Below are 17864 nucleotides of genomic sequence, written 5' to 3' on the forward strand. Positions count from 1 at the left end.
CAACACAGACCCTCATTACGACGTGACGGGTGTCTGTGAGCACTGCTACAGAGAGGTATTCAATGAAAGCGATCGTGGTGACGAACCGGTCCGCGGGAACCGCCGGGATGAAGCTGGTGGAGCGGCCTGATCCGGATGCGGCGAGGCTCGCCAGTCTTGAGGGCGCGAACTACGGCGATGTCGTCGTTGAAGTTCATGCGTCGGGATTCACCGGGAATGAGCTGGAGTGGCCCTCGACCTGGATCGATCGCCTCGGCCGTGACCGCACGCCGTCGATCCCCGGACACGAGGTGGCAGGTGTGGTCACCGCCCTCAGCTATGGCGCAACCGGCCTGTCGGTGGGACAGCGGGTGTTCGGCCTCACGGACTGGACTCGCGACGGCACCCTCGCCGAGTACGCAGTCGTCGAGGCACGCAATCTCGCGCCGCTGCCGGGCGATGTCGACTTCACGGTCGGCGCAGGCGTCGCGATGACCGGCCTGACCGCGTGGCAAGGTCTGTTCGAGCACGGCCACCTTCAGGCCGGCCAGAGCGTCCTCGTGCACGGCGCGGCCGGCGCTGTCGGCTCGATGGCAACCCAGTTCGCACGTGAGGCCGGCGCCCACGTCATCGGCACCGGACGCGCCACCGGCCGGCAGACCGCGCTCGACTTCGGCGCGCACGAGTTCGTCGACCTCGACAGCGACACTCTGGAAGATGTCGGCGGGGTCGACCTGGTTTTCGATGTCCTTGGCGGCGACATCCAGAAGCGGTCTACAGGTCTGATTCGAGCCGGGGGAACGCTGGTGACCGTCACCGGACCACCGGAAGCACGGCCTGCGGACGGCCTGGCGATCGACTTCGTCGTCGTGTCCGACCGCTCTCAACTGAATGAGATCGCCCAGCGGGTGCGGGACGGACGAGTGCGAACGAACATCGGCGCCGTCGCGGCCCTGGACGACGCCGTCGCCGCCTTCAACCCGACCGAGCGGGTCGAGGGAAAGACCATCATCCGCGTTCGTCCATAGGGACGCGGAGGCCACACCCGTTGCCCAAAGCCCACTTCTTGGCTCCCCTGACAGAAAGCGTGACAATGATGATCAATCTCGAGGCCGAGGCCGCCACCCGCGAAGAGAACAACGCAGCGCTCATCGCTGCTCTGGACCAGACAGGTCTCAGCGAGGTGGAATCCAGCTGGGAGCTCGATGTCATCAACGACACCGAGCACGGCCGATGGGTCGCCACCCTCGGCGCCGACGCGATCGCCGAGCTCACCTACCGGTTCGTGGGCGGCCGTGTTGTGCTGCTGAAGACCTGGGTCGAGCCCGCGTACCGCGGAAAGCGGGTCGCCACGGAGCTCGTGGCTCGTGTGCTGGACGCGATCCGCGAGAGCGGGAAGAAGATCACCATCATCTGCCCGTTCGTGGGTGAGTTCATCGACCGCAACCCCGAGTACGCCGACCTCATCGACAAGGTCCGTCCCGGCTCCGGCGCCCACCCCAAGCACGAACCCGCGGAAGTCGGCCACGACGAGGAGCTCACCGCGTTCCAGCGCGACCTGGCGTAACCGTCCGGCGTTCAGACGTGGTCGACTGTCACTGATCGGCGCGGGTTACGGCGAGAGGGCGTCGAGGCGCGAGCGAGATTGCGACGTCGTCGGTAAGTCGGCGCGGCGGATCTGACACCAATCAGACGGGACAACCTTGCACGTCGGCACCGCGTACACGGGCACCGAAAAGACAACTCGCCTGCGGCGAACGCCGAAACGCACATAGAAGGAACAAGAAAATGAACGACACCAAGCAGTTCACGGAAGATCTGGCGATCCTCGAGCAGCTCAACCTTGACTACAACCATGCGGATCAGGCCAGCGATGCCAAGCGGTTCAGTGAGTTCCTCGCCGAAGATTTCATCGTGCAGACTCCGGGTGTCACCCGCAACCGCGACGAGTACCTCGAGTACATCGCTAAGCCGCGCCCTTTCAAGGATCTCGCACTGCGCGAAGTCAAGATCCGCATCCTCGGCGATGTTGCGCTGATCCACGGCCGCGCCGCATACACCATGATCGCTGATGGAGTGGAGCAAGAAGCGCTGTACACGGACGTGTACCAGAAGCGTGAGGGCGCCTGGGTCTGCGTCTCCGCCTGCGCGATCGCCCCGGGCGCCTGACCCGACCACGCGCGCGAGGCTGCTGGTCGCGAGGCAACCCCGCCCCCGGTTAGGGACCTAAGGGCAAGCCACGACACGGCAACAAGCCGAGACCGGCCGGCGGCCTCGCTCCAGTACTCACCCCAGACGAGAAAGACCACGCACAAGATCAGCGGAATCGGACACCGGTGTAGCCGCCCACAGGGGCGGCTACACCGGCGCCGTCCGCATTCCAGCAGATCACGACCTCGTGATCCTCTCTGGCACGCCCGGCCACGCCCAGGACGCGCTCAAGCAGGCCGGAGCGTCCACGACCGACATCGGCTCAGTGCGGACCTGGCTCACCGGCACCTCCACGGTGCGCGGCTACGTCGACGTGCGCAATCCGAAGCCTCCAGAGACTCCGGGGTGGTTCAGAACCATAGAAAGGCACGGCTCGATGCAAAACGGGGCACCAGCGCTCAACCAGGCTCGTCGGGGCAGAACGCTCCGGCTGGCATTCTTATCCGCGGTGGTCTCCCTGGTGGCCGCGTTCGCCGCGGTGGGCTCGACGATCCCGCTTTTCAACATCTACCGGGCCGAGGACGGGTTCACCAACGCCGGTATCTCGATGACCGTCGTCGCCTACTCCGCTGCCACTCTCACCACACTGTTGATGATGGGACGGCTGTCAAATCATCTGGGCCGCCGGCCCACCTCGATCGCGAGCCTCGGCCTTCTTGTGCTGGGCTGTCTGCTGCTGCTGAACGTGCACGACATCGGCATCCTGATCGCCGGCCGGCTCCTGATGGGCCTCGGTGCCGGGCTGGCCAGCAGCAGCCTCACCTCCTACATCGTCGATGCCGCACCGGCCAGGCCGGCCTGGTTGGCCTCCGTCGCCTCCAGCCAGACAGTCATGCTCGGCCTCGCCGTCGGCGCCATCGCGTCCGGAGCCCTGGTCCAGTTCGGCCCCTGGCCACGCGAGCTCATCTACCTGGTTGCCGTCGGCTTCCTCCTCCTGTCTGCCGCACTCGTCGCTGTCAGCCCGGAGACGGCGACTCCGTCGCCGGGCGCTTGGCGATCACTGCTGCCCCGGGTCCGCGTACCGGCCCGGGTCAGGCATCTGCTCCCCGTCGCTGCCGCGGTGTTCCTGGCCACCTGGGCGACCGGGGCCTTCTACCAGGCCTTCGTGCCAGCGGTGGTCGAAGAACAACTCCACACGCGCAGCCCGCTCGTCCTCGGGCTGGTGTTCGCCGCCTACATGGCTCCCAGCGTTCTCGGTGCTCCCCTCGGCGGCCGGTTCACCTCCGCGGCCGCCCAACGCCTCGGCATGATCATCTTCCTGGCCGGATGGATCGGCATCATCACAGCGATCGCCACCGGCGCACTGGTGCTGTTCATCGCCGCAACCATCGTCGCGGGCGCCAGTCAAGGCATCGCCATCAGCGCCGCAACCCGCGGCCTGCTGCATGGCAGCACCCTGGCCGACCGGGCACCGATCTTCAGCGCGATCTACCTCCTCTGCTACAGCGGCGCTGCCTTCCCCAGCCTCATCTCCGGGGAACTCTCGAGAACCTTCTCACTGCCACAGCTCGCCCTCGGTTACGGCGGCCTTGCCATCGTCGCCACGCTGTTCACCGTCCTCGCTGCACGCAACCCGCACCCCGACACGAGCGGGAACGGCCAGCACATGAATATTCATGACGAACCTCACCGTCATCCAGACCTCACTCGACCCTGAGCAGGGCTGCGCGAGCGCTCGTCGACGCCCCGCGGATCGCCGCGCGGATCGGCGCAATGGGCCAGAACCGGATCGGCGCCCTGCTCCTCCTCGTCGCGACGCTTGCAGCGATCATTGGGTCAACGTGTCCCTGGCGTCGTACGAGACGTTCTGGGAGACCCAGCTGATGGTCGGCGTCGGCGACCTGCTTCTGGACTTCACGCTTCACGCACTGGTGAACGACACGCTGATGGCGATCTTCTTCTTCACGGCCGGGCTCGAAGTGCGCCGGGAGTTCGCGATCGGCGAGCTGACGAGCGATGCGCGGGTTGCATCGTCATGGTTTCAACGTCGGTTTGGGTGTCGAGTTGCGTGCGGTCATCTGCGGCGTGGCGGGCAGGTAGCCACTTGCCACCAGCGCAGCGCGGAGCTTCTTCCGGGCGTCGAAGAGCACCTTGTGCAGCGCGTTGTGGGTCGAGCCCAGCTCGTCAGCCAGAACATCCATCGGCATGCCGTTGAGGACCGTCGCGACGAACACAATGCGTTGACGCTCCGACAGATTCTCTTCGACCGCGGTCGAGATCGCCGCCGCGAACTCCCGGACTTGCGCCTCGTCGTCGGGGCCCACGTCGAACCTCGAGGCGATCCTGGACCAATCCTCTTGATCGTAGGGGACCTCGTGGCGACGCCAGAAGTGACGATTCATCTTGGTGGCAACATTAAAGATCACGAATTTGCTCGCCCACGTGGTGAACCTTGCCTCACCCCGGAACCTGTCCAGACGCTCGCCGATGGCCATCAACGCGTCAGCGGCGGCCTGGTGGGCAATGTCCTCGAGCTCCGGGCCGTCCAGCTCTAGGACCGGCGCACGCCGACGTGCCTCAGACTTCGCGATGCGAAGCAGCAACGGATACAGCTCCCTGCACGCCGCCTCTCTGACGGGGCCGGCAGCAGCGAGATCACGCACCCATCGGCGGTTCTCCCGATCAGTCTCCGGGTCCACTGCCCCCTCTTTCGCCAGAGCATCACAAGCCGCGCACACGCTGGTCAGGTCACTCTCCACGCGGCACCTGAGCAACCGAAAACTGGACGATTCAGTCCAACGATCGCCGTCGGGTGGCAGCTGGCCGTGGTTGCGCGGGATGCGCACCAGATAGCGGACCAGGCCTTACGACGAACGTTATTGATCGCCTTCACAATGATCGTTACAGTTAGTTGTTGTAACGAAACTCGCTGGACGTTAGCATAGTGGACGCAATCGTCCAATCTCGTCAGTGCGGCTCTGTTCGTGGAGTGGTGCAGCCGGCCTGGCTTACCCCTCGCATCGAGGTGATGTACACGCCCAGCGAGACCATCAGGCTCCACGCCCTTCTGGCAGGCCTCAAGGGGTGCTGCTCAAACCGGACGGAACAGGGCGTTGAGGTGATGCGGACGCCCGGTTGACACGCGTTTCCTCGCGATCGACGTGCGGTGCAGGTGTTCCAACTTGGACAGAAGTATCCATAAATGATCAATCATGTCTGCTTTGGGGAGGCTGGCATGTTCTACAGCGGAGGGGTGACTGAGCACATCGCCCGGGCGCGCGAGTGCTTCTTACAAAGCGGCAACGTGCCTGTGATGCAGGTGCGCCCCGCCATCGTGGAGTCGTGGCGCCGTTCTCGCCTGTCCGGAGTGAGCTACGACGATCTCAACCCGCCGTACTTCGAGGATCTCGACACCGAAGGACGGCTCGTGCTCGCCGCGGCGCCGGTGCTGGATCGGCTGGAGCAGACGCTGTCGGACGCCCCGGTGAGCCTGATCCTCACCGATGCTCAGGGTCGGCTCCTGGATCGCCGGGTGGACCACGGATCCTTCAGGCGGCACCTCGACAGCATCTGGCTGGCTCCGGGGTTCAGCTTCGCCGAGGAGCACGTCGGCACCAACGGCATCGGGACCGCGCGTGAGACGCGGCAGATCACTTTCGTGGGCGGAAGCGAGCACTTCGCCGCGCCGTTGCACGCAATGGCGTGTGCCACCGCTCCGATCACCGACCCGCTGACCGGGAGGCTGGCAGGCCTTGTGGACATCACGTGCTGGTCGCCCGGCGACGGCCCGGTGATGTCCGCTGTGGTGTGCAGCGCCGCCGGGGACATCGAGCGGCGGCTGCTGGAGCTCGGCTCCGAGCGCGAGCGGAAACTACTGGAGGGGTTCATGGCCGCCAAGCGCCACCGCGGTCAGGCGATCGTCGCCGTCGCCGACGGTCTGACGATGGCGAATCGTCGGGCGGTCGACCTGCTCGCGCCTTCTGACCATGCGATTCTGCGGGACATGGTGGCCGAGCTGTTGCGCGCGGGCGGGAAGCACGCCATCAGGCTTGTTCTGTCCCGTGGCGAGCAGGTCAGGATCCGCTTCAACCCCGTCGAGCCGAACAGCGCCGTGGTGAAGATCTCCCTCACGGACGGCCCCCGGTCGACGCCCCGGCCGCGGATACGACCCGCCGATCTGAAGCTGGCCGGCACTTCGACGGTATTCGCCAATGTCTGCGCCGACCTGGCGATGCACCGTCAGACATATACACAGGTGCTCCTGGAGGGCGAGCCGGGAGTGGGCAAGGTGGCGCTCGCCAGGGCCGTCCATTCCTGGTATTCACCGGAGCGACCGTTCATTGTGATTGAGTCCGACGCCGACGTGGCCGGCCGGTGCCGGGCGGCTCTCGGTGCCCCTGGAGGCACCGTGGTCCTGCGCCATGTGGAATCGTTCGCGGACGACGCACGCGCAGCGGTGATGGACTGGCTGGATACGATCGCCGAAGACGCGGATCGAGTCTGGGTGGTCGCCACCACCGACATCGGCGCCGAACTCCCCGAGGACCTGCCCGGCAGGCTGCCGGCGACGCTCACCGTGCCGCCGCTGCGCCACCACATCGAGGATGTACGGGAGTTGGTGCCTGCGCTGCTGAGCACCTTCACCCCAGGCCGGTCGGTCTCGTGCGGCCCGGAGGCCATGCGGGTGCTCCTCCGCTCGACCTGGCCCGGCAACGTCACCGACCTCGCCCAGGCTCTCCGTCACGCCCTGGCCCGACGGCGGGTCGGGCAGATCCAGCCCGAGGACCTTCCGGAGTCGTGTCACGCCACCGGGAGCCACGTCCTCACCCGATGGGAGTCGATCGAGCGCGACGCGATCATAGGTGCGCTGCTGGAGACGCATGGCGACAAGGCTGCGGCGGCCGACCTGCTCGGCATCTCCCGGGCCACCATCTACCGCCGGATCAACGCGTACGGCATCACAACAGCTGAAACACGCTCAGATTGAGACATCTCACACCCGGGCTAATCGGGTTGTTTGGCTGTATGAAGACAACGTCTCAACCAGGTGTTCACTCCTCAGACCCTCGGCCGACGAGCGCGCCAGGTCCCGCGTGATGTGTCGCAGGACTCGCAACAGATCCTCCAGAGCCTGACATCGGCATGGATCATCGCCTAGATCTGGGATTGCACGAGTGTGCGAACCGTAGCTGGTTTGCCCCGGTAGCGCGTGGCATCTCCCAACCCTGGGTCCAACCACCATCTCACTCCACACATCACAGCCCTAGGGCTCGTGGGGTCAACCGGATCAGAGCGTCGGAGCATGAACGCGAAAGACAAATGTTCGATCGTCGCACGCATCACGCTGTTCACCGGCGTGGTGGCCGCCATACTGTCCACGCTGCTGGCCGTCGTAATGATGGTCGCCACCCATAGTCTGGCCACTGGCTCGCTCATCCGAGAGGTCCGCGCGATCAGTGGTCAGGTGGCCCAGAAGGCCGAGCGGTACGCCCAGGGCTACGTCGAGCTACCGGGTAGTCAGTTCCGCAACATCCAGATCGTCGATTCGCAGGGGCATGTCGTCGCCTCCACAACAGCGCTACGCGGCAAGCCGCCCATGGCCGAATTCGGCCCGGGCAGCCAGGGCAGCAAGCAGGCAGTCGTGTGCGATGGGGTGTTCGGGGCCGACAAGTGCGACATCGTGGTCGCGCAGTCGGCTCGCTGGCATCAGGTGAACTGGACCGTCTATGCCTCCTCACCTGTTGTGCCCTGGTGGATCGATCCGCAGTTCGCCGCCCTTCTCGGCGGGTCCGCGATCATCGTGGCCGTGGCCGTCACGTACCTCGCCAACCGGATCGCCATCGCGTCCCTCCGGCCGGTCGGTGCCATCCGACGGAAGCTCGACGAGATCAACGCGACCTGTCCCGGGCGCCGGGTACCGGTTCCGATTGGCAAGTGCGAGATCCACTATCTGGCCAAAAGCGTCAACCACACGCTGACCCGCCTGCAAGGAGCGATGGAGCGGCAGCGCCAGTTCGCCTCGGACGCCTCGCACGACCTGCGCAGCCCTCTCGCCGCGATCCGCGCGGAGGTCGAGGATGCGATGTCGGCGTCTCCAGAGGACACCATGAACAGGATGGGGCGCGCCGTTCTCTCAAGCTTGGACCGGCTTGAGGCGATCGTGTCCGACCTCCTGACCATCGCCAAAATGGACGCCGGCGCGCCCGGCAAGAACGATCCGGTCGACCTGGCAGAGCTGGCGAGCACGGAGTGCCAGATGCGCCACCACACAACCAAGAGGCTCGTCTGCCGTCTTGAACCGGACGTGGTCGTGCTGGGGGACCGGCCGCGCCTGGGCCGCCTGCTCACCAACCTCATCGACAACGCCGACCGGCACGCCGCAAGCACGATCACGGTCATCGTGCATCACGTCGAGTCCAACGACCGGGGCTTCCCGTACGGCGTCGCGGTACTGGAGGTGATCGACGACGGGCCGGGCATCGAGCCGGACAAGCGCGAGCTGGTATTCCAGCGGTTCGCCCGCCTGGACGCCGCCCGCAACAAAGACGCAGGGGGCACCGGGCTCGGCCTGCCGATCGCCCGGCAGATCGCCGAGGCGTGCGGAGGCACGCTGCGGATCGAAGACAGCGACTGCGGCGCCCGCTTCGTCCTGCGCCTTCCGCGCTACCGGGAGACCGACTCGCACACACAGGATCCAGGCCAGATCTCCATGACGTAGTCGGCGGAGGGACTCGCCGGCGACGGGGTTGGGGAACAGCTCGTGCCACTCTTCCGGCGCTCGGTTGGAGGTGGGGATCGCTGAGCCGGCGGTGTGGAGACCATCTGGGGACCACATGTCATGCGCGTAGCCGAACAACCTGTACGTCACCAAACGTCGTTCATGGCATCGCGATGTTCCAGAGGTGCTGGAATGGCGTCAATCGACGCACAGCGCTGATGCTTCAGCCTGATGACCAGCCGGGCGGGAGGATCTCCCGAGTCGATCCGCACTGAGCACCATGCCGGCGCGATAGTCGTTTGGTTACAGTATCTAGCTGTAACTGAGCGCATGATCATCCTGCGAGCGGCAGTCATGTTACAGTCACTCGCTGTAACATATGCGGTATTGTGGTGGCAGTCGTCATCCGCGAGGTGATCCATGGTCCGGGCACGACAACCGCAGAGCGAACAACGCGGCGGCGATGGTGCAACGGGGGAGACCGACCGTGCGCATCTCGGAGGCCGGCCTCGGGACATGGCCATCGACGAGGCCATCATCCTGGCCACCCGCGAGCGGCTTGTGCGCGACGGCTACTCGAGGATGACGATCGGTGACATCGTCGCCGATGCCAAGGTGACCCGGCCCACGCTGTATCGCCGGTGGAACAACAAGTTCGATCTGGTGGTCGACGCGCTCGACTACGGTTTCCGCAAACAGCGCGACATGTACAGCGTCGACCTGTCCGAGTTGGAGCCTCGCGACGCGCTCGTCGAGGCCGTCGGCCGGCTCGACCCCGCCTACTACAACCCCGACGCCATGGTGCTGATGGGCAACTTCGCCGGCGAGGCGATCCGTACCCCGGAGCTGCTTGAGATCCTGCGCAAGCACGCTGTCGAGCCCCGCGTCGCCTTGGTGGAGGAGGTCCTGAAGCAGCTTCAGGAACGCGGCGCGGTCTACGCCGACATCGACACCCGCATGATCGCGATGATGTGCTTCGGCAGCTACTTTGCCGCGTTCTACTCCGGTGAGCCGAAGAAGGAGATTCCCGAACGCGTCGTGGCCGTGCTGTGGCCCGCCATCGCCGCCACCTCGCGACGGCGTTCCAGCACTCGAACCGGACGATCCAAATAGTCGCGAATGGGCATCTTCGGCGCCTCATCCTCAGGCATGCAACTGCACTCTCTATGACGGGAATGGCTGGCAACACGTGCTGAACGAGCATGTGGGCTTGTGGGGCAGGGCGTGAAGTGGAACCCGGCGCCCACCCGTCGCGACAGCCGGGCTCTCAGCCCGCCCCAGCCCCGAAAAGCCCCGCCACACAGACACAGAGTCCCCGCCAGTGACCTGACGGGGACTCATGAACGATCAAGGTTAAGGGTCCGATCGGGGACAGGGCCATCTCCAGTGCCTTGCAGGGACAATGGCCGCGAGCTCCCGGCGAATGAACGCTCCCGTTATAGGGGGCTCATGCTCCGTTCGGCTTGCCCTGAGCGAGGCGGGAGATGTGGTCCCACTCCTCGAGGGCGGCGAGCCGGCCGGCGTATTCGGTGCGCAGAGCGTCCAGGCCGCCCGTGCCGAACAGCACGCGCAGCGGCGGAGCGGGCGCGTCGGCAACGGCCAGGAGGGCGTCGGCGGTTGCGGCGGTGTCTCCGGGGACGAAACCGGCGGCCTGTGCGCCGGCGTAGAGCGCCTCGCGCGCGTGCTGGTAGGCGGGGTCCTGCCGGGCCTGGGGGGAGGAGGCCGTAAGTCCCGAGGGGAACATGATCGGTTCGATGAGCGTGACATGGATGCCGTATGCCGCGACCTCGGCCGCGAGTGACTGGCTCATCGCCTCCAGTGCCCACTTCGAGGCGTTGTAGATACCCAGCGCCGGGTAGGCCACCAGACCGCCGAGCGAGGAGACCTGCATGATGTGTCCGGAGCGGCGCTCGCGCATGCCGGGCAGTACGGCGCGGGTAGTCCATACTGCGCCGAGGTAGTTGACGTCGATCTGAGCCCTGACCTGGTCGTCGGTAGGCTCCTCCAGGGCTCCGTGCAGCATGTGCCCGGCGTTGTTGACGAGCACGTCGATGCCCCCGAACTGCTTCTCGGCGGTGCTCACGGCGTCGTTGACGGCGGCCGTGTCCGCGACGTCGAGCTCCAGCGCGAGGACCTGGTCGCCGTAGCGGTCGACCAGGGGGCGCAGCGCCTGCGCGTTGCGGGAGGTCGCCGTGAGCCGGTCGCCACGGGCGAGGATCGCCTCGGCCCAGTGTGCGCCCAGGCCACGGGAAGCACCCGTGAGGAACCAGTTCCGGGGGGCACGAGAAGTACTCATGGAAGATGTCTCCGAAGGCTCGGTGGTCGGGTGTTTCCCGACGCCTGACCAGCGTGCTTCCGTGGCGCCGACGCAACCAGAGTCGGCTTACCCACGGATCGGGAGTCTCTGGCTGCAGGCTCTGGCAGATGAACGGGATGCACTTCTGCAAGAGATCGCCGCTGCGTCCACCGACCGGCCGGGCGAGTCGAGGGGCACGGCCACGAGCCGGTCCGGCTCGATCAGCACGCAGTCGACGTCGGACACCTTGAGCCCGCCGAGGTCCGGCGTCGGGACGACCAGGGGGACGGTCTGGACGTCACCGACCGGCGGGGCCGGCCCCACGGCGCCGTCGGCCCAGGTCCACAGGGCGAACATGTGCCTGTCGGGCAGGTACGTGGCCGACTGTCCGACCGCGCCTCGGGGAGTTTCTGCCTGGTTCCCATGGCTTCAGCGGGTGCCCACGTCGTCGCCTTCGCGGGCGGTCAGGTCCTCGGCCCCAGCCCGGGGGGCCGTCTCGTCCGCGGTCGGGCTGCCGTCCCGCGCGGGCTCCGGCTCACCCCCGGCAGCCGCCGGTTTGCGGATCGGGCGCAGGGCGAGCAGCAGCACGGCCGCGCCGAAAAGCGCGATGAACATGATCCAGACCGCGCCGACATGCATGGCGTGGACGAACGCGTCGTCGGCGGCGTGCCCGAGCGCGGGCAGGTGGGACGTGGTGGCGACGTGCCGCGCCTGTTCGGCGGAGACCCGCGCCTGCTCCCGTACCGGTCCGGGGACACCGTCCAGCGACGGCTCGATCGCGCGTCGGTACACGATCGACATGATCGTGCCGCCGACGGCGATACCGATCACACTGCCGGTCTGGCGCACGGTGTTGGTGACGGCCGACCCGGCACCGGCCCGCTCCAGCGGCAGCGTGCTGATCAGCGCCGCGGTCACCGGGCCGAGCACCATGCCGATGGACAGGCCCTGGACCAGCAGCACGACCTCGATCCAGACGAGGGGCGTGCCCAGTCCGAAGAGCCCGTACGCGCCCATGGTCAGCGCCGCGACGATCAGCGCCGGCACGGCGACGAGCCGCAGCGACCAGTGGTGCACCAGGCGGGCGCCGACGGGCGCGCCGAAGATCGCGCCGAGCGCGGTCGGGAGGCTGGCCAGGCCCGCCTCGATCGGCGAGTAGCCGCGCGCGCCCTGCAGGTAGAACGCGTTGTAGAAGGTGACCGCGGATATGGCGAACAGGAGCAGGCCGAGCGCCGCGTTGCCGCCGCCGAACGCGCGCTGGGCGAGCAGCCGGGGATCAAAGCTCGGCATCTTGCTGCGCAGTTCGACGTGGACGAACACGGTCAGCAGGATCAGTCCGACGACGATCGGCGCCCAGACGTCCGTACGGCCCCAGGCCGCCGCCTGACCCGCGCGGATCAGTCCGTAGGCGAGCGCCGCGAGGCCGGTGATGGACAGCAGCATCCCGGCCGGGTCCAGCGGTCGCACGACGGGGCTGCGGAAATTCGGGACCAGCAGGGCGATGCCGATCAGCGCGAGGACCACGACCGGGACGTTGACCAGGAAGACCGAGCCCCACCAGAAGCGGTCGAGCAGCACACCGGCGAGCACCGGGCCCACGGCCATGCCGACACCGGCGGAGGTCGAGGAGATGGCGATCGCGGTCGACCGCGCCGGGCCGGTGAACGTCCATATGAGGATGGCCAGGTTGGCCGGCATGATCAGCGCGCTGCCGACGCCCATCGCCGCCCGCGCGGCGATGAGCTGCCCCGCGTCCCCCGCGTACGCTGCCCACACCGAAGACGCGGCGAAGACCACCAGGCCCGTCGCGAGCACGGCCCGGTGGCCGAAGCGGTCGCCCAGCGCACCCGCGGTGAACATCAAGGTGGCGAAGGCCAGCGTGTACGAGCCGGTGGCCCACTGCAGCTCGGCCGGGCTGGCGTTCAGCCCACGGACCGGGTCCGCGAGGGTCTCCAGGGTGGTGCTCAGGACGGTGTTGTCCAGCCAGATCAGCAGTGAACACACCATGAGAACGGCAAGAATCAACCGCTGCCTGGAATTCGGCAACGTGGATGTAGTCATGAATACCTTCGGATGCGGTCTGGAAAAGCCGACGAGCGGACCGTAGGCAACCATCGGGCGTGTGTCAATTCCCGGGCGGCCGGTAACAGTCGGCGATTTTCCGGCGCTCCCGAGGGCATACCGACAAGTGTTCTGTCAATTCTTGAAGATGTGAGCGGGCAGGCGGTTCAGTGCGCTTGCGTGGGCATGTCGCCAAGCGCTTTGTCAATTCCTGATCCTGTTGTTTGGCTTCGCGTGAATTCCGTGCCCCACCCCGTGTTCTGCCTCCGCTCCGCGCCCTGTCCCGCCCCGTGTACCGCGTCGTGCGCTGCACCGGAAGTAGGAAAAGGTGGTGAGCGCCGGCGCTGGTGCAGCCGCTCACGGGGCCCGTCCTGGGGCCGCCGAGTACCCAGACGGCTACCCCATGCGGGCGGTCCTTTCGGCCTGCCGGTTCAGCAGGCCGAACGTTCTTCCCCGCGTATTTTTGGAATAGGCGGATTGGAATTCACCCGGGTCGGTGGAACGGAAGTCGCCGGGATATGCATGGAGAGCAGGGGACAGAACTGGCCGCATTCTCGCTAGGGTGGTGCTCGTCCGCAGGGAGAGGAAAGGCGCGCCCTGGATCAGGTTTGCTCTGGCGGTTCTTCTATTCGCGCCCGCCAATTGATGTTCTGACCGGTGATCCCGAAGACTTCGTTCAGTCGGTTGCTGAGATCGCGAAAGGCGCCGCGCTCGGATTGCTGTTCAGGCGTCCAGGTCGCGTCGCATTCCTCGCGGAGGAGGAAGCTGATCTCGCCGCCCCGTACTCGGTAGGGCTTGGCCCATCCCTGACCGCATCGAGGACACCACTGTCGCCTGTGCATGCGGCCATGCTTTCCAACTGGAAAGCGTTCGTCACAACGGCATGCCCAGTGACTTTGGCGGTGAGGTATTCGAGGCAGGTGTCGATTCCGTGGCGTCTTGTGCCAGTCAGGTCGGCGGCTTGGCTGGTGATCGTGGCATCGGCGGTGGGGAGGAGGAGGGCGGTGCCGTGTGCTCGACTGGCGGGCGTCGTGTCCATGGTCGTCGGGTGAGCTGCTGGTTGAGGCAGCGTGCCATGGCGGTGACCGCGGGAGACGGATCGGCTGTGCGGGTCGTGATGTGGACGTCGCGCGTGAGCCCCAAGGGGTCGGCCAATTGAAGATAGGCGATGCCAGGGCGGGCACCGGCGAGAAGTTCCGGCACCAGGGCCACGCCTAGGTCGGCGCCGACCAGAGATAGCAGCAAGTCGTAGTCGTCGGCACGGAAGGCGACGTATGGGATGAAGCCCGCCCGGCGGCAGGCGTGTTCGGTAACGGCCTGGAATCCCGTGACGGGCTTGGTCGCCACCCAGGCGGCGTCGGCGAAGTCGGCGAGACTGACGGCGGTCTGCGCGGCTGGCCGTGCGTGGGCAGGGACGGCCAAGACCAGCCGATCGCGGTAAAGAAGTGTCTGATGCAGGCCACGCAGGTCCGGGCGTGGTACGTGCCGGTACCGGTGCGTGACGGCGAGGTCGATGGTGCCCTCGGCCACCGCGGGGATCGCCTCTTCGGGTTCCATCTCGGTGAAGGTGATGATGATCTCAGGATGGCGGCGATGGAAGGCGGCGAGTGCGGGAACGGTCAAAGCCGGCCCGGAGGAGGCGAACGCGGCGAAGCGGAGGGTGCCGCCTTGTAATCCCGCGGCCGCATGGACCGCCCGAGTGGCCTCATGCAGTTCCGCCAGTACACGGCTGGCGCGGTCAGCGAGAACCTGACCTGCGGCGGTCAGGCGCACGCTGCGGGCGGAGCGCTCCAGCAGCGCCGCACCGATCTGGCGTTCAAGGGCGGCTAGTTGCTGGGAGGCCGCCGAGGCAGAGACACCTGCGCGGTCGGCGGCTCCGGCGATGGAACCGGTTTCTGCGACGTCCACTAGAATCTGAAGCTTCTTTGGATCAAGCACAAGAAAACCTTATGCTCATCGCAAGTGTGCACGCCTGGCGGTGGCCCGGTGCAGAAGTGCAGAGTCGAAGGCATGCAGGTACCCCTCTCGGTACGCGCCGTGGCCGCCCCCACACCCGAAGATCTCAGAGCCGCGCAGCGTCTAATCGCCGCCAATTTGGCTCCGACCCCGGTCGATGCGGGGGCAGGCACAGCGCAAGATCCGACGCTGAAGTTGGAAAGCGTTCAGCCCACCGGGTCGTTCAAAGTCCGAGGAGCGCTGGCCGCGCTGGCCGTGGCGCCACCAGCGACACGGGTCGTCACTGCATCTGCCGGCAACCACGCCTTGGGCGTCGCCTTCGCGGCCAAGGCACTCGGCCGTGCGGCGACCGTGGTGGTGGCCGAAAACGCCTCGTCAGCCAAGGTCGGCCGGCTGCGGCGCTGGGGCGTCGATCTGGTGCAGACGGGCTCTAGTTACGACGACGCGGAGGCGTACGCGCGGGAACTCGCCGTTGGGGGCGCGCACTACATCTCGGCCTACAATGACCCGCACGTGATCGCCGGCCAGTCCACCATCGGCCGCGAACTCGATAGGCAGCTGGATGGGCCCCTCACTGTGGTGTGTGGCGTGGGAGGCGGAGGCTTGGCCGCCGGGCTGGGTTTGTGGGCGGCCAACCGCCCACAAACGCGCGTGGTCGGTGTAGAGGCCGCTGCTTCCAGGGCAGTTTCCGCGGCTGTCGCCGCAGGCCGCCAGGTCCCTGTCGCCGTCGATGTCACCATCGCCGATGGCATGGCCGGCAACATCGAGTTCGGCTCGGTCACCGTCGACCTCGTCGCGCGCTACGTCGACGATCTCGTCACCGTCACCGAGGCCGAGATCCTGTCCGCGCTTTGCTACCTGGCCGCCGAACGCGGCCACATAGCCGAGGGTGCCGGCGCCGCAGCTGTCGCCGCCCTGATCGCCGGAAAGATTACGCCACACGGGCGCGTGGTCGCCGTCGTGTCGGGCCGCAACATCACCCTGCCCGCCGTGGCCTCCGTGCTCGCCGAGCACCACCCCATCCGCTGAAGCCCCCAGAACGAAGGCCCAGTAACCGCCATGTCGAACGCCAACCCGGCCCTCCCGAGGACGTGCTCACGCGAAATGTTCAAACGAGATGAGCTCGGCGGGGGACCGCTAGGAATCTACAACGTAAAGGCGGCAGGCTGGTCGCTCTTGGCGTCAAGCCGGGGTGGGGGTCTATCCAGATACAGATAACGGTGTAAGTCGCACGCAGGTCGCTGTGGTTCACCGACACGTGGCGCACATCGACGAGCGTCTCGTGCGGTCTCGCTGTCGGTGCCGTTTATCTCAGCAGTGATGGGCCTGGTGGTGCGGGCGACGTCACGGACCGGCCGTTCGCCGTCCCGCACACGGCCGGCCTGAACAGGCTCCGGGCGGCAGAGGACACGATGATCGACTGGGTCGTGCTTACCCCGCCTGCGCTGCTGGAATCGACAGGTCCCCGGTCTGGCTGCTACCGGATCGGGGGAGAGATCGTGCCGCAGTCGGCATCCGCGCATCTGTCCCATGCGGACCTCGCGGTGGCGGTGATCGACGAAATCGACACGCCACGGCACCACCGCACCCGCGTCTCCGTCTTCAACTGAGCCGACAACGAGCACGTTTCCGGCTGGCCGGACATGCCTGATGTTCACCGGCTTTCGTGGAGTCACTTTGGTTGACTGGCATGCCTGATCTCTCAGGAGAGTCGGCATGCCCGCTAGTTACCAATCAGTAGATATCCGCTTTGCCCTACCTTGCCATGGAACTTCTTACTGTGTCTGGCGTGGAGAATCTCTTAGGTGAGTTCCTCCGTGCCCGACGGCAGGCGACAACCGTTGAACGGGCGGGGCTACTGCGAGGTGCGGGCAGCCGCCGCACGCCAGGGTTGCGCCGCGACGAGGTCGCAATGCTGGCAGGAGTCAGCGTCGACTACTACATGCGACTGGAGCAGGGAAGGGAACGCAGCCCCTCCGATGCTGTGCTGAGCGCCCTGGCCGGGGTCTTCGGCCTTGACTACGAGGCCGCAGGACACCTGTACGAGCTTGCCCGTTCTTCGCGGGGAAGTCTCAGACGTACGCATGCGACTGACCGCGTCTCGCCGTCCGTTCTCCGCCTCGTGAACAACTGGGAGCATGCCCTGGCGTTCGTGGTGAACCGCCGGTTAGACGTACTCGTGCAAAACGCCACGACGGAAGCCTTTCTTGAGGGTTTGTCCGATAGTGACAACCTGCTTCGACTGACCTTCCTCAACCCGGCGTCACGCGAATTCTTCCTCGACTGGGAACAGGAGGCACGGTTCAAGGTCGCCCATATGCGCGCTGCAGTCGGTGCGGACCTCTACGACCCATCGGTTCTCACCCTGGTGGAGGAGTTGTCGCGCGCAAGCGAGGACTTTCGTCGAATGTGGGAAAGTCATGACATACAGGTCAAACCGCATGAGATAGGGCGCTACCACCATCTTCGCGTCGGCGATCTGACTCTCTGGCATGCGACGTTCTCCATCGACGGTGCCCCCGGCCAGCGACTCTTCGTCGCACATGCCGAACCCGGCACCCCATCCGACGACGCCCTGGCCAGGTTGTCCGCCACCCAGCTCAGCTAGGGCGCGTATCGGGTCGTGATCAATGGGCGGGTTCTCCCTCACGCTGATCTTCGATCCCCTCAGCGGCAGCCGCATTCCCAGATGTCGGGATTTCG

14 protein-coding genes and 1 pseudogene are annotated in these 17864 nt (G+C 66.4%); 11 read left to right on the forward strand and 4 right to left on the reverse strand.

Going from position 1 to position 17864, the window contains the following annotated elements; genetic code table 11:
- The first annotated feature begins 62 nt into the window (after positions 1-62).
- From Psi02_RS30995 to Psi02_RS41180, 5 genes and pseudogenes are all read left to right on the forward strand, one after another.
- Positions 63-1007, forward strand: coding sequence for an NADP-dependent oxidoreductase (locus Psi02_RS30995; protein ID WP_203979382.1), 945 nt, complete (start codon positions 63-65; stop codon positions 1005-1007).
- Between the two features lie 68 nt (positions 1008-1075).
- Positions 1076-1546, forward strand: a complete 471-nt coding sequence (locus Psi02_RS31000) for a GNAT family N-acetyltransferase (protein WP_203979383.1) — start codon at positions 1076-1078, stop codon at positions 1544-1546.
- A gap of 221 nt (positions 1547-1767) precedes the next feature.
- Positions 1768-2148 (forward strand): nuclear transport factor 2 family protein, encoded by a 381-nt coding sequence (locus Psi02_RS31005; protein WP_203979384.1) that lies wholly within the window; start codon positions 1768-1770, stop codon positions 2146-2148.
- 337 nt (positions 2149-2485) lie between these two features.
- The gene (locus tag Psi02_RS31010; RefSeq protein ID WP_203979385.1) at positions 2486-3847 is read left to right on the forward strand and encodes an MFS transporter; all 1362 of its coding nucleotides are present in this window, start codon (positions 2486-2488) and stop codon (positions 3845-3847) included.
- Positions 3807-4145: pseudogene (locus tag Psi02_RS41180) on the forward strand (Na+/H+ antiporter NhaA); the annotation flags it as partial. The gene Psi02_RS31010 and the pseudogene Psi02_RS41180, both read left to right, overlap by 41 nt.
- 18 nt (positions 4146-4163) lie before the next feature.
- On the opposite strand, the gene Psi02_RS31020 reads toward Psi02_RS41180, so the two are convergent.
- The gene (locus Psi02_RS31020; protein ID WP_203979386.1) at positions 4164-4889 is read right to left on the reverse strand and encodes a sigma-70 family RNA polymerase sigma factor; all 726 of its coding nucleotides are present in this window, start codon (positions 4887-4889) and stop codon (positions 4164-4166) included.
- Between the two features lie 476 nt (positions 4890-5365).
- On the opposite strand from Psi02_RS31020, the gene Psi02_RS31025 reads away from it, so the two are divergent.
- From Psi02_RS31025 to Psi02_RS31035, 3 genes are all read left to right on the forward strand, one after another.
- The gene (locus tag Psi02_RS31025; RefSeq protein WP_203979387.1) at positions 5366-7117 is read left to right on the forward strand and encodes a sigma-54-dependent Fis family transcriptional regulator; all 1752 of its coding nucleotides are present in this window, start codon (positions 5366-5368) and stop codon (positions 7115-7117) included.
- A gap of 315 nt (positions 7118-7432) precedes the next feature.
- On the forward strand, positions 7433-8848 hold the full coding sequence (locus Psi02_RS31030; RefSeq protein ID WP_203979388.1) for a sensor histidine kinase: 1416 nt from the start codon (positions 7433-7435) through the stop codon (positions 8846-8848).
- Positions 8849-9364: 516 nt separating this feature from the next.
- Complete coding sequence (locus Psi02_RS31035; RefSeq protein ID WP_203979389.1) at positions 9365-9961, forward strand: TetR/AcrR family transcriptional regulator; 597 nt, start codon at positions 9365-9367, stop codon at positions 9959-9961.
- 334 nt (positions 9962-10295) lie between these two features.
- Here the strand turns inward: Psi02_RS31035 and Psi02_RS31040 are convergent, their stop codons facing one another.
- The 3 genes from Psi02_RS31040 to Psi02_RS31050 all read right to left on the reverse strand — a co-directional run bounded on the left by Psi02_RS31040 (position 10296) and on the right by Psi02_RS31050 (position 15143).
- Positions 10296-11144 (reverse strand): SDR family NAD(P)-dependent oxidoreductase, encoded by an 849-nt coding sequence (locus tag Psi02_RS31040; protein WP_203979390.1) that lies wholly within the window; start codon positions 11142-11144, stop codon positions 10296-10298.
- A 429-nt stretch (positions 11145-11573) separates the two neighbouring features.
- Positions 11574-13205 (reverse strand): MFS transporter, encoded by a 1632-nt coding sequence (locus tag Psi02_RS31045; RefSeq protein ID WP_203979391.1) that lies wholly within the window; start codon positions 13203-13205, stop codon positions 11574-11576.
- 948 nt (positions 13206-14153) lie between these two features.
- Positions 14154-15143 carry a LysR family transcriptional regulator gene (locus Psi02_RS31050; protein WP_203979392.1) on the reverse strand — a complete coding sequence of 330 codons (990 nt, stop codon included), beginning with the start codon at positions 15141-15143 and terminating at the stop codon, positions 14154-14156.
- A gap of 72 nt (positions 15144-15215) precedes the next feature.
- Here Psi02_RS31050 and Psi02_RS31055 point away from each other — a divergent pair, with 72 nt between their 5' ends.
- From Psi02_RS31055 to Psi02_RS31065, 3 genes are all read left to right on the forward strand, one after another.
- Positions 15216-16190 (forward strand): pyridoxal-phosphate dependent enzyme, encoded by a 975-nt coding sequence (locus tag Psi02_RS31055; RefSeq protein ID WP_203979393.1) that lies wholly within the window; start codon positions 15216-15218, stop codon positions 16188-16190.
- Between the two features lie 383 nt (positions 16191-16573).
- Positions 16574-16771, forward strand: coding sequence for an NAD(P)-dependent oxidoreductase (locus Psi02_RS31060; RefSeq protein ID WP_203979394.1), 198 nt, complete (start codon positions 16574-16576; stop codon positions 16769-16771).
- A 179-nt stretch (positions 16772-16950) separates the two neighbouring features.
- Complete coding sequence (locus tag Psi02_RS31065) at positions 16951-17769, forward strand: helix-turn-helix domain-containing protein (protein ID WP_203979395.1); 819 nt, start codon at positions 16951-16953, stop codon at positions 17767-17769.
- The last annotated feature ends 95 nt before the right edge of the window (positions 17770-17864 follow it).

This window comes from Planotetraspora silvatica, assembly GCF_016863315.1.
GTDB lineage: Bacteria > Actinomycetota > Actinomycetes > Streptosporangiales > Streptosporangiaceae > Planotetraspora > Planotetraspora silvatica.

What these genes read in the sequence shown, in the direction of transcription:
- Psi02_RS31055 (WP_203979393.1), top strand. Translation starts at nt 15,216, where the DNA reads ATGCAGGTACCCCTCTCGGTACGCGCCGTGGCCGCCCCCACACCCGAA.
- Psi02_RS31035 (WP_203979389.1), top strand. Translation starts at nt 9,365, where the DNA reads ATGGCCATCGACGAGGCCATCATCCTGGCCACCCGCGAGCGGCTTGTG.
- Psi02_RS31060 (WP_203979394.1), top strand. Translation starts at nt 16,574, where the DNA reads ATGATCGACTGGGTCGTGCTTACCCCGCCTGCGCTGCTGGAATCGACA.
- Psi02_RS31045 (WP_203979391.1), bottom strand. Translation starts at nt 13,205, where the DNA reads ATGACTACATCCACGTTGCCGAATTCCAGGCAGCGGTTGATTCTTGCC.
- Psi02_RS30995 (WP_203979382.1), top strand. Translation starts at nt 63, where the DNA reads ATGAAAGCGATCGTGGTGACGAACCGGTCCGCGGGAACCGCCGGGATG.
- Psi02_RS31025 (WP_203979387.1), top strand. Translation starts at nt 5,366, where the DNA reads ATGTTCTACAGCGGAGGGGTGACTGAGCACATCGCCCGGGCGCGCGAG.
- Psi02_RS31030 (WP_203979388.1), top strand. Translation starts at nt 7,433, where the DNA reads ATGAACGCGAAAGACAAATGTTCGATCGTCGCACGCATCACGCTGTTC.
- Psi02_RS31000 (WP_203979383.1), top strand. Translation starts at nt 1,076, where the DNA reads ATGATCAATCTCGAGGCCGAGGCCGCCACCCGCGAAGAGAACAACGCA.
- Psi02_RS31005 (WP_203979384.1), top strand. Translation starts at nt 1,768, where the DNA reads ATGAACGACACCAAGCAGTTCACGGAAGATCTGGCGATCCTCGAGCAG.
- Psi02_RS31040 (WP_203979390.1), bottom strand. Translation starts at nt 11,144, where the DNA reads ATGAGTACTTCTCGTGCCCCCCGGAACTGGTTCCTCACGGGTGCTTCC.